The sequence below is a fragment of the Streptomyces sp. NPDC040405 genome (assembly GCF_055595765.1).
Map to the genome: position 1 here is coordinate 563,209 of NZ_JBVIVI010000002.1, position 10,647 is coordinate 573,855.

Annotated in this window: 9 protein-coding genes; 6 read left to right on the forward strand and 3 right to left on the reverse strand. The window is 71.7% G+C overall.

All coding sequences use genetic code 11. The annotated features are described in order from the left end of the window. Positions 1-61: 61 nt before the first annotated feature. The 4 genes from galT to ACZ59A_RS09885 all read left to right on the forward strand — a co-directional run bounded on the left by galT (position 62) and on the right by ACZ59A_RS09885 (position 4,505). Positions 62-1,123, forward strand: a complete 1,062-nt coding sequence (gene galT, locus ACZ59A_RS09870) for a galactose-1-phosphate uridylyltransferase (RefSeq protein WP_470955890.1) — start codon at positions 62-64, stop codon at positions 1,121-1,123. Then, on the forward strand, positions 1,120-2,091 hold the full coding sequence (gene galE, locus ACZ59A_RS09875; protein ID WP_470955891.1) for a UDP-glucose 4-epimerase GalE: 972 nt from the start codon (positions 1,120-1,122) through the stop codon (positions 2,089-2,091). Before galT ends, galE begins: the two co-directional genes overlap by 4 nt. Before the next feature lie 57 nt (positions 2,092-2,148). Next, positions 2,149-3,327 carry a galactokinase gene (gene galK / locus ACZ59A_RS09880; protein WP_470955893.1) on the forward strand — a complete coding sequence of 393 codons (1,179 nt, stop codon included), beginning with the start codon at positions 2,149-2,151 and terminating at the stop codon, positions 3,325-3,327. A 365-nt stretch (positions 3,328-3,692) separates the two neighbouring features. Beyond that, on the forward strand, positions 3,693-4,505 hold the full coding sequence (locus tag ACZ59A_RS09885) for a LuxR C-terminal-related transcriptional regulator (protein WP_470955896.1): 813 nt from the start codon (positions 3,693-3,695) through the stop codon (positions 4,503-4,505). On the opposite strand, the gene ACZ59A_RS09890 is transcribed toward ACZ59A_RS09885, so the two are convergent. Then, positions 4,464-4,961, reverse strand: a complete 498-nt coding sequence (locus ACZ59A_RS09890) for a MarR family winged helix-turn-helix transcriptional regulator (protein ID WP_468053758.1) — start codon at positions 4,959-4,961, stop codon at positions 4,464-4,466. The genes ACZ59A_RS09885 and ACZ59A_RS09890 overlap by 42 nt on opposite strands. A 110-nt stretch (positions 4,962-5,071) precedes the next feature. Here ACZ59A_RS09890 and ACZ59A_RS09895 point away from each other — a divergent pair, with 110 nt between their 5' ends. Next, positions 5,072-5,893 carry a trans-aconitate 2-methyltransferase gene (locus ACZ59A_RS09895; RefSeq protein ID WP_470955902.1) on the forward strand — a complete coding sequence of 274 codons (822 nt, stop codon included), beginning with the start codon at positions 5,072-5,074 and terminating at the stop codon, positions 5,891-5,893. Between the two features lie 10 nt (positions 5,894-5,903). On the opposite strand, the gene ACZ59A_RS09900 is transcribed toward ACZ59A_RS09895, so the two are convergent. Both ACZ59A_RS09900 and ACZ59A_RS09905 read right to left on the reverse strand, forming a co-directional pair. Further along, positions 5,904-6,614 carry a TetR/AcrR family transcriptional regulator gene (locus ACZ59A_RS09900; protein WP_361487222.1) on the reverse strand — a complete coding sequence of 237 codons (711 nt, stop codon included), beginning with the start codon at positions 6,612-6,614 and terminating at the stop codon, positions 5,904-5,906. Further along, positions 6,611-7,591, reverse strand: a complete 981-nt coding sequence (locus tag ACZ59A_RS09905) for an acyl-CoA desaturase (RefSeq protein ID WP_470955910.1) — start codon at positions 7,589-7,591, stop codon at positions 6,611-6,613. The genes ACZ59A_RS09900 and ACZ59A_RS09905 overlap by 4 nt, the downstream gene beginning before the upstream one ends. Before the next feature lie 246 nt (positions 7,592-7,837). Between ACZ59A_RS09905 and ppc the strand changes: the two genes are divergently transcribed. Then, a complete protein-coding gene (gene ppc, locus ACZ59A_RS09910; RefSeq protein WP_470955912.1) occupies positions 7,838-10,558 on the forward strand; it encodes a phosphoenolpyruvate carboxylase in 2,721 nt (906 codons plus the stop codon). The last annotated feature ends 89 nt before the right edge of the window (positions 10,559-10,647 follow it).

The window sequence follows — 10,647 nt, forward strand, 5'->3', positions numbered from 1 at the left end:
TGTTGGCTTGTGGTTCATTATGTTTAGTTGTGTTTGGTGGAGCTGACAGGAGCTGGCGGACGTGAAGAAGACGGCGACGCGGCTCGCGGACGGACGCGAGCTGATCTACTACGACGCGCGCGATGACGCGGTGCGCGACGCCGTCGATCAGCGGCCGCTCGACCCGATCTCGACCCGCTCCGAGATCCGCCACGACCCCCTCCTCGGCGACGACGTGGCCGTCGCCTCCCACCGCCAGGGGCGCACGTACCACCCGCCGGCCGACGAATGCCCGCTGTGCCCCTCGCGCGACGGACGGCACAGCGAGGTCCCCGCCTCCGACTACGACGTCGCCGTCTTCGAGAACCGCTTCCCCTCGCTGGCCGGTGACGCGGGGCGGTGCGAGGTCGTCTGCTTCACCTCCGACCACGACGCCTCCTTCGCCGATCTCACCGTCGAGCAGGCCGCCCTGGTGCTCGACGTCTGGACCGACCGGACCGCCGAGCTGGCCCAACTCCCCTCCGTCGAGCAGGTCTTCTGCTTCGAGAACCGCGGCAGGGAGATCGGCGTCACCCTCGGCCATCCGCACGGCCAGATCTACGGGTATCCCTTTCCGACGCCGCGCACCCGGCTGATGCTCCGCTCGCTCGCCGAGCACCGTGAGCGGACCGGTCGGAATCTGTTCGATGATGTGGTCGCCGATGAGCGGTCCGACGGACGGCGCGTCGTCCTCGACGGCGAGCACTGGACCGCCTTCGTCCCGTATGCCGCACACTGGCCGTACGAGGTGCACCTCTACCCCAAGCGCCGGGTCCCGGACCTGACCGCGCTGGACGATGCCGCACGCACAGAGTTTCCACAGATCTATCTGGAACTCTTGAAGCGCTTCGACCGGATCTTCGGGGAAGGGGAGCCGCCCACGCCGTACATCGCCGCCTGGCACCAGGCGCCGTTCGGCAAGGGGGCGGAGGTGAGCCGTGCGGACCGCGAGGAATTCGCACTTCACCTCGAGCTTTTCACCATCCGCCGCACTCCCGGCAAGCTGAAGTTTCTCGCGGGTTCCGAATCCGGCATGAATGTGTTCATCAACGATGTGCCGCCGGAGGCCGCGGCCGAGCGACTGCGAGAGGTAGCGAGCAAGTGAGCAATGCGCAGCAGAAGAAGTACCTGGTCACGGGCGGTGCCGGTTATGTCGGCAGCGTGGTCGCCGCGCATCTGCTGGAGGCCGGGCACCGGGTGACCGTCCTGGACGACCTGTCCACCGGGCACCGCGAGGGCGTTCCGGCGGACGCGGAGTTCATCGAGGGCCGCATTCAGGACGCGGCCAAGTGGCTCGACGCCTCGTACGACGGCGTGCTGCACTTCGCGGCGTCCTCGCAGGTCGGCGAGTCCGTCGTCGACCCGGAGAAGTACTGGGTCAACAACGTCGGCGGGACCACCGCGCTGCTCGCGGCGATGCGGGACGCGGGGGTCCGCACCCTCGTCTTCTCCTCCACCGCCGCCACCTACGGCGAACCGGACGAGGTCCCGATCACCGAGGACGCCGCGACCGCGCCGACCAATCCGTACGGCGCCACCAAGCTCGCCGTCGACCACATGATCAGCGGGGAGTGCGCCGCGCACGGCCTGGCCGCGGTCTCCCTGCGGTACTTCAACGTCGCGGGCGCCTACGGGGCGTACGGCGAGCGCCATGACCCCGAGTCGCACCTGATCCCGCTGGTGCTCCAGGTCGCGCAGGGCCGCCGCGAGGCGATCTCCGTCTTCGGCGACGACTACCCGACCCCCGACGGCACCTGCGTCCGCGACTACATCCACGTCGCCGACCTGGCCGACGCGCATCTGCTGGCGCTGGGCGGTGCCGCCGCGGGCGAGCACCTGATCTGCAACCTCGGCAACGGCAACGGCTTCTCCGTCCGCGAGGTCATCGAGACCGTGCGCCAGGTCACCGGCCACCCGATCCCCGAGGTCGTCGCCGACCGCCGGGGCGGCGACCCGGCCGTGCTGGTGGCCTCGGCCGAGCGCGCCAAGGAGCGCCTGGGCTGGCGGCCGAGCCGCGCGGACCTGAAGGGCATCGTCGCGGACGCGTGGGAGTTCGCGCAGCGGACCCACTAGGCGAAAGCGCGGCCGCCCGGCCGCGGTCGACGGTTGTACAAGGACAGGGGAGAGCGAGTGAGCGACGTATCGGCGGGGTTCCGGGAGGTCTACGGGACCGGCCCGGAGGGCGTGTGGGCGGCGCCCGGCCGGGTCAACCTGATCGGTGAGCACACCGACTACAACGACGGCTTCGTGATGCCGCTCGCCCTGCCGCACACCTGCCTGGCGGCCGCCTCGCCGCGCACCGACGGGGTGCTGCGCGTCCACTCCGGGGACGCCCCGGGCGGGGCCGTCGAGCTGCGCGTCGAGGAGCTGGCCCCGGTCGCCGCGGGCGGCGACCGCGGCGGCTGGGCGGCCTACCCGGCGGGCGTGGTGTGGGCGCTGCGCGAGGAGGGGCTGCTCTCCGGCGCGGCGGCGGGCGGGGCGGACCTGCACTACGAGTCGACGGTGCCCACCGGCGCCGGGCTGTCCTCGTCCGCCGCGCTGGAGGTGGTCACGGCCACCGCGCTCAGCGATCTGTACGGGCTGGGGCTCACCCCGGAGCGCGTCGCCCAGCTGTGCCAGCGCGCGGAGAACCAGTTCGTCGGCGTCCCCTGCGGGATCATGGACCAGATGGCCTCCGCCTGCTGCACCGAGGGCCATGCGCTCTTCCTCGACGCCCGCGACCTCACCCAGCGGCAGGTGCCGTTCGACCTCGCGGCGGAGGGGCTGCGGCTGCTGGTCGTGGACACCCGGGTCAAGCACGAGCTGGGCGACGGCGCGTATGCCAACCGGCGCGCCGCGTGCGAGTCGGCCGCGCGGGCGCTCGGTGTGCCCGCGCTGCGCGAGGTGGCGTTCGAGACCCTGGACGCGACGCTCACCACCCTCGCGGGGCTCGGCGTGGACGAGACCGTGCGCCGCCGGGTGCGCCATGTGGTGACCGAGAACCAGCGGGTGCAGGAGGTCATCGAGCGGCTGGACGCGGGCGACACCCGGTCCATCGGCCCGGTCCTGACCGCCGGACACGCCTCGTGCCGCGACGACTTCGAGATCTCCTGCGCCGAGCTGGACCTCGTGGTGGAGGCGGCGAACACGGCGGGCGCGCTGGGCGCGCGGATGACCGGCGGCGGCTTCGGCGGCTCGGCGATCGTGCTGGTCGAGGCGGCGGACGCGGACGCGGTGGCCAAGGCGGTCGACGAGGCGTTCGCCGCCGCCGGACACCGGGCCCCGCGGATCTTCCCGGCGGTCCCGAGCGCGGGCGCCCGGCGGCAGTAGGCGGAAGGGGCTCCCGGAGGGCTTCGCCCCGAGGGGGCCTCGTGGCCTTCGGCCGTTGAGCGATCAAATTTCGCCGTTCTCGGTCTCCTTACTCCCCAAGACCGAACACAAAGACCACCGTAAACAGGCGAGGCCGGGCAGTTTCGCTCATCCGTTCCGGAAGGCGGAGCCCGGTCGTACGCTGAGCACAGCGTCGGTGGGGGCCGACGTGTATCAGGGGGCGAGACAGTCAGGTACGACGCCCGGGGTGGGGTAGCGATCTCAGCACGGCGGCGGCCGTGCGGTTTGCGGTGACCTTTTCCCGGGCGCCGTACCCGTACTGGCTCTCGGGGTATCCGGGTGTATCCGGCGACGTGGGGGGTTCCGTGGCACGTATTCGGGTTCTGGTGGTCGACGACCATCGCATTTTCGCCGAGTCACTGGCCGCCGCCCTCGCGGCGGAACAGGACGTGGACGTGGCGGCGGCCGGAAGCGGCCCGGCGGCGCTGCGCTGTCTGGAGCGCGGAGTGGCCGAGGGGCGCCGCTTCGACGTTCTGCTGATCGACGCCGACCTGGGCTCGCTGAACGGGGAGCCGGTCCACGCACCGCACCCCGTACCGGCCGAGGCGGCCCACGGCGGGGCCTTGGGCTCGGGCCCGCCGGGGCGGGTCAACGGGCGGTCGCCGGACGGCATAGCGCTGGTCGGCGGCGTGCGCACCGCACAGCCTGGGGTACGCACCGTGGTGCTGGCCGAGCGCGACGATCCGCGCCGGGCCGCGGCGGCGCTGCAGGCCGGGGCATCCGGCTGGGTGGCCAAGGACTGTTCGCTGGTCCGGCTGCTCGCCGTGATCCGGGGGGTGCTGCGCGACGAGACGCATCTGCCGCCCGCGCTGCTCACCGGCGTGCTGCGGGAGCTGACGGCGGCCCGTAAGCACCGCACCGAGAGCGAGCGGCTGGTCGAATCGCTGACGCCGCGTGAGCGGGAAGTGCTGCGCTGCATGGTGGCCGGGCTGGGCCGCAAGGCGGTGGCGGAGCGGCTGTTCCTGTCCCCGCACACGGTCCGCACCCATATGCAGAACGTGCTGGGCAAGCTGGGCGTGCACTCCACGCTGGCCGCCGTGGCGCTGGCCCGCCGGGCGGGCGTCGGCCCGGCCGACCTAGCCGGGGAAATTGTCGAACGGGGCGGTCAGCTGGCGTAGCAGCGCCGCCAGTTCGGCGCGCTGGGCCTGGGACAGCTCGGCCAGGATCGCCCGCTCGTGATCCAGTAGCCCGGCCAGCGCCTGGTCGGCGCGGTCGCGCCCCTCCGCGGTGAGCCGGACCAGCACCCCGCGCCGGTCACTGGGGTCGGGCAGCCGCTCGACCAGGCCCTTCTTCGCCAGCCGGTCGATGCGGTTCGTCATAGTGCCCGAGGTGACCAGCGTCTGCGTCAGCAGCTGCCCGGGGGAGAGCTGGTACGGGGTCCCGGCCCGCCGCAGCGAGGTCAGCACGTCGAACTCCCAGGACTCCAGCTGATGCTCGCTGAAGGCGATCCGCCGCGCCCGGTCGAGATGGCGCGCGAGCCGACTGACCCGGCTGAGCACTTCAAGCGGCTCGACATCGAGGTCGGGGCGCTCTCGGCGCCATGCCCCCACCAGCCGGTCGACCTCGTCCTCCATGGCGATCAGTGTAGTAGGTCTGTCGACATGAAGTCTCTTGACATCAAGAGAGACTCTGGAGGACGGTAAGCCTGCTCGTACCGAACCGTACCCGTTCAAGGGACTTCGCCATGCGTACGTCACCCAACTGGGACCCGGACCAGTACCTCCGCCACTCCGGCCACCGGGCCCGCCCCTTCCGCGATCTCCTCGCCCGGGTTCCCCGGCTCCCCGCGGAATCCGGCCGCCCGCCCCGCATCGCCGACCTCGGCTGCGGCCCCGGCAACGTCACCGTTCTGCTCTTCGACCGCTGGCCCGACGCCCACGTCACCGGCCTCGACAGCTCCGCCGAGATGCTCGAACAGGCCCAGCCCCTCGCCGGTCCCACCACCGGCGGCGGCCGTCTCGACTTCCGTACCGTCGACGCCCTGCGCTGGGAGCCGGAGGAGCGCTACGACCTGATCGCCTCCAACGCCGCGCTCCAGTGGATGCCGGGCCACGCCGACGCCTTCCCCGGCTGGCTCGCCGCCCTGCGCCCCGGCGGCACCCTCGCCTTCCAGCTGCCCGGCAACTTCGGTGCCCCCAGTCACACGCTGCTGCGCGACCTGTGCACCGCCCCGGAATGGCGCGACCGCCTCGCCGACGCCCTGCGCAGCCCCGCCTCCGCCCTGGACCCCGTCGACTACCTCGACCGGCTCTCCGCGCTGGGCTGCGAGGTCGACGCCTGGGAGACCACCTACCTGCAGATCCTCACCGGGGACGACCCGGTCCTCGACTGGACCAAGGGCACCGCCCTGCGTCCCGTCCTGACCGCCCTCGCCGACGACCCGGCCGCCCGCGACCGCTTCCTCGGCGAGTACGCCGCGCTGCTGCGCGAGGCGTACCCCCCGGCCCCGTACGGCACGGCCTTCCCGTTCCGCCGGATCTTCGCCGTGGCCACCAAACAGACGTAAGGCGCCCCCGTCACGCCTTGCGGTGGCCTATCAGCCGCGGCTTCTGCTCCAGCCCGTCCAGGCCGTGCCAGGCCAGATTCACCAGATGCGCCGCCACCTCGGACTTCTTCGGCTTGCGGACATCCAGCCACCACTGGCCGGTCAGCGCCACCATCCCCACCAGGGCCTGGGCGTACAGCGGGGCGAGCTTGGCGTCGAAGCCGCGGGCCTTGAACTCCAGGCCCAGGATGTCCTCCACCTGGGTGGCGATGTCGCTGATCAGCGAGGCGAAGGTGCCCGTCGACTGGGCGACGGGGGAGTCCCGGACCAGGATCCGGAACCCGTCCGTGTACTCCTCGATGTAGTCCAGCAGGGCGAACGTGGCCTGCTCGCACAGCTCCCGCGGATGACCCGCGGTCAGCGACGTGGTCACCATGTCCAGCATCCGCCGCATCTCACGGTCGACCACGACCGCGTACAGCCCTTCCTTGCCGCCGAAGTGCTCGTACACCACCGGCTTGGACACCCCGGCCTTCGCCGCGATCTCCTCCACCGAGGTGCCCTCGAAGCCCCGTTCGGCGAAAAGCGCCCGACCGATGTCCAGCAGCTGTTCCCGGCGCTCCTTGCCGGTCATCCGCACCCTGCGGGGCCGCCGGGGTCCGGATCCGGAGGACCGGACGGCCCGGGCCGTCCGGTCCTTGCTGCCGCTGGTATTACTGTCGGTCTCCACGCCCTCTATCATGCCGCTTCGACAGGGGCCTCTTTACGGCGGGAGTCGATCCGGTCCGCGTTCGGCCACCGGACGTCATAAGCCCAGCCCAGCTTCTCGAACCAGCGGATGATCCGGGCGCTGGAGTCCAGCTGGCCCTTCATCACCCCGTGCCGGGCACACGTCGGATCCGCGTGGTGCAGGTTGTGCCAGGACTCGCCGCACGAGAGCACCGCGAGCCACCACACGTTCCCGGACCGGTCGCGCGACTTGAACGGCCGCTTGCCCACCGCGTGGCAGATCGAGTTGATCGACCACGTCACATGGTGGAGCAGGGCCACCCGGACAAGCGATCCCCAGAAGAACGCGGTCGCGGCGCCCTGCCAGGACCAGGTCACCAGACCGCCGATGGCGGCGGGCAGCAGCAGCGAGACGACCGTCCACACCACGAACTGGCGGGAGACGTTACGGATCGCGTCGTCCTTGACCAGATCCGGTGCGTACTTCTGCTGCGGGGTCTGCTCCTCATCGAACATCCAGGCGATATGTGCCCACCACAACCCCTTCATCAGGGCCGGGACCGTCTCCCCGAACCGCCACGGCGAATGCGGGTCGCCCTCCGCGTCGGAGAACTTGTGGTGCTTGCGGTGATCGGCCACCCAGCGCACCAGCGGCCCTTCGACCGCCAGCGAACCCGCGATCGCCAGCGCGATCCGCAGCGGCCGCTTCGCCTTGAACGAGCCATGGGTGAAGTAGCGGTGGAAGCCGATGGTGATGCCGTGGCAGCCGATGTAGTACATGACCACCATCAGCGCCAGATCCAGCCAGCTCACCCCCCAGCCCCAGGCCAGGGGGACCGCCGCGACCAGCGCGATGAACGGAACGGTGATGAAGAGCAGAAGGGTGATCTGTTCGATGGAACGCTTGCTGTCCCCGCCCAGCGTGGCGGAGGGAGGCGGGGTCGCCTGGGCCTTCGGCGCGTCGTGGGCCACGTCGGGGCTTGCAGTCATGGGATCCCTCGTGGGGCTCGGGGGCTGGGCTACGGATCCGTAACCTACGGCGACGTAAGTATGGCAGGGCCGAGAACCGGGGCAAGAGGGCTCTGGTGTCGCCCAAGGGGACGCCACCTATCCTGGGGGCGTCGGACAGCGCGGTCCGCACATGGCCGAAAGCACCGGGTGCGGGCCCTGCGGCGCCAGCCGCGCGGGGCTCCACCCCCGCTAGGAACCCCCGTTCACTGCAAGGAGCCCGCACCTGTGAGCAGTGCCGACCACACCAACGCCGCCCTGCGTGCCGATATCCGCCGTCTGGGTGACCTCCTCGGCGAGACCCTGGTCCGACAGGAGGGCCCCGACCTCCTCGACCTCGTCGAGCGCGTCCGCGCCCTCACCCGCAGTGACGGCGAGGCCGCCGCCGAGCTCCTCGGCACCACCGATCTGCCGACCGCCGCCAAGCTGGTGCGCGCCTTCTCCACCTACTTCCACCTGGCCAACGTCACCGAGCAGGTCCACCGAAGCCGCGACCTGAGCACCCGCCGCGCCGCCGAGGGCGGCATCCTCGCCCGCACCGTCGACCAGCTCAAGGACGCCGACCCCGGCCATCTGCGGCAGACCGTGGAGCACCTGGGAGTTCGCCCGGTCTTCACCGCCCACCCCACCGAGGCCGCCCGCCGCACCGTCCTCAACAAGCTGCGCCGGATCGCCGAGCTGCTGGACACCCTCGCCGCCGGGGGCGAGAGCCGCCGCGCCGACCTGCGGCTCGCCGAGAACATCGACCTGCTGTGGCAGACCGACGAGCTGCGCGTCGTCCGCCCGGAGCCCGCCGACGAGGCCCGGAACGCCGTCTACTACCTCGACGAGCTGCACGCCCACGCCGTCGGCGACGTCCTGGAGGACCTCACCGCCGAGCTGGAGCGGGTCGGCATCGAGCTGCCCGTCACCACCCGCCCGCTCACCTTCGGCACCTGGATCGGCGGCGACCGCGACGGCAACCCCAATGTCACCCCCCAGGTGACCTGGGAGGTGCTGATCCTCCAGCACGAGCACGGCATCACCGACGCCCTGGAGATCGTCGACGACCTGCGGGCCGCCCTCTCCAGCTCGATCCGCAACTCCGACGCCTCCGAGGAACTGCTCACCTCCCTCCAGCGCGACCTGGAGCTGCTGCCCGAGATCAGCCCGCGCTACAAGCGGCTCAACGCCGAGGAGCCCTACCGGCTCAAGGCCACCTGCATGCGGCAGAAGCTGGTCAACACCCGCGAGCGCCTCGCCAAGGACGCCCCGCACGTCCCCGGCCGCGACTACCTCGGCACCGCCGAGCTGCTGGCCGACCTGAAGCTCATCCAGGACTCGCTGCGCGCCCACCGCGGCGCCCTGATCGCCGACGGCCGCCTCGAACGCGCCATCCGCACCCTCGCCGCCTTCGGCCTCCAGCTCGCCACCATGGACGTACGCGAGCACGCCGACGCCCACCACCACGCCCTCGGCCAGCTCTTCGACCGCCTCGGCGAGGAATCCTGGCGGTACGCCGACATGCCCCGGGACTACCGGCGCAAGCTGCTCGCCAAGGAACTGCGCTCGCGCCGTCCGCTGGCGCCCTCCCCGGCGCCGCTGGACGCCGCCGGAGCCAAGACCCTCGGCGTCTTCCAGACCATCCGCGAGTCCTTCGAGCGGTTCGGGCCCGAGATCGTCGAGTCCTACATCATCTCCATGTGCGCGGGCTCGGACGATGTCTTCGCCGCCGCCGTCCTCGCCCGCGAGGCCGGTCTCGTCGATCTGCACGCGGGCTGGGCCAAGATCGGCATCGTTCCGCTGCTGGAGACCACCGACGAGCTGAAGATCGCCGACCAGCTCCTCGACGAGATGCTCTCCGACCCCTCCTACCGGCGCATGGTCTCGCTGCGCGGCGACGTCCAGGAGGTCATGCTCGGCTACTCCGACTCCTCCAAGTTCGGCGGCATCACCACCTCCCAGTGGGAGATCCACCGCGCCCAGCGGCTGCTGCGCGACGTCGCCCACCGGCACGGCGTACGGCTGCGCCTCTTCCACGGCCGCGGCGGCACCGTCGGCCGCGGCGGCGGCCCCACCCACGACGCGATCCTGGCCCAGCCGTGGGGCACCCTCGAAGGCGAGATCAAGGTCACCGAGCAGGGCGAGGTCATCTCCGACAAGTACCTCGTCCCCTCGCTCGCCCGGGAGAACCTGGAGCTGACGGTGGCCGCCACCCTCCAGGCGTCGGCCCTGCACACCGCCCCGCGCCAGTCGGACGAGGCGCTCGCCCGCTGGGACGCGGCGATGGAGACGGTCTCCGAGGCCGCCCACGGCGCCTACCGCGCCCTCGTGGACGACCCCGACCTGCCCGCCTACTTCTTCGCCTCCACCCCCGTCGACCAGCTCGCGGAGCTCCACCTCGGCTCCCGGCCGTCCCGCCGCCCCGACTCCGGCGCGGGCCTCGACGGACTGCGCGCGATCCCGTGGGTCTTCGGCTGGACCCAGTCCCGGCAGATCGTCCCCGGCTGGTTCGGCGTCGGCTCCGGCCTCAAGGCGGCCCGCGAGGCCGGGCTCGACGGCGTGCTGGACGAGATGCACCAGCACTGGCACTTCTTCCGCAACTTCCTGTCCAACGTCGAGATGACCCTCGCCAAGACGGACCTGCGGATCGCCCGGCACTACGTCGACACCCTGGTGCCGGACGAGCTGAAGCACGTCTTCGACGTCATCCAGGCGGAGCACGAGCTGACCGTGCGGGAGGTGCTGCGGGTCACCGGCGAGACCGAACTGCTGGACTCCAACCCGGTGCTGAAGCAGACCTTCCATGTCCGGGACGCCTACCTCGACCCGATCTCCTACCTCCAGGTGAGCCTGCTCCACCGGCAGCGCACCGCGCACGAGCGCGGCGAAGAGCCCGACCCGGTGCTCGCCCGGGCGCTGCTCCTCACCGTCAACGGAGTGGCGGCGGGCCTGCGCAACACCGGCTGAAGTCCCTGCGCATACGGCGGCGGGGGGGGGGGGGGGGGGGGGGGGGGCGGGGGGGGGGGGGGGGGGGGGGGGGGGGGGGGGGGGGGAGG

What these genes read in the sequence shown, in the direction of transcription:
- ACZ59A_RS09890 (WP_468053758.1), bottom strand. Translation starts at nt 4,961, where the DNA reads ATGGAGGACGAGGTCGACCGGCTGGTGGGGGCATGGCGCCGAGAGCGC.
- ACZ59A_RS09895 (WP_470955902.1), top strand. Translation starts at nt 5,072, where the DNA reads ATGCGTACGTCACCCAACTGGGACCCGGACCAGTACCTCCGCCACTCC.
- ACZ59A_RS09900 (WP_361487222.1), bottom strand. Translation starts at nt 6,614, where the DNA reads ATGATAGAGGGCGTGGAGACCGACAGTAATACCAGCGGCAGCAAGGAC.
- ACZ59A_RS09905 (WP_470955910.1), bottom strand. Translation starts at nt 7,591, where the DNA reads ATGACTGCAAGCCCCGACGTGGCCCACGACGCGCCGAAGGCCCAGGCG.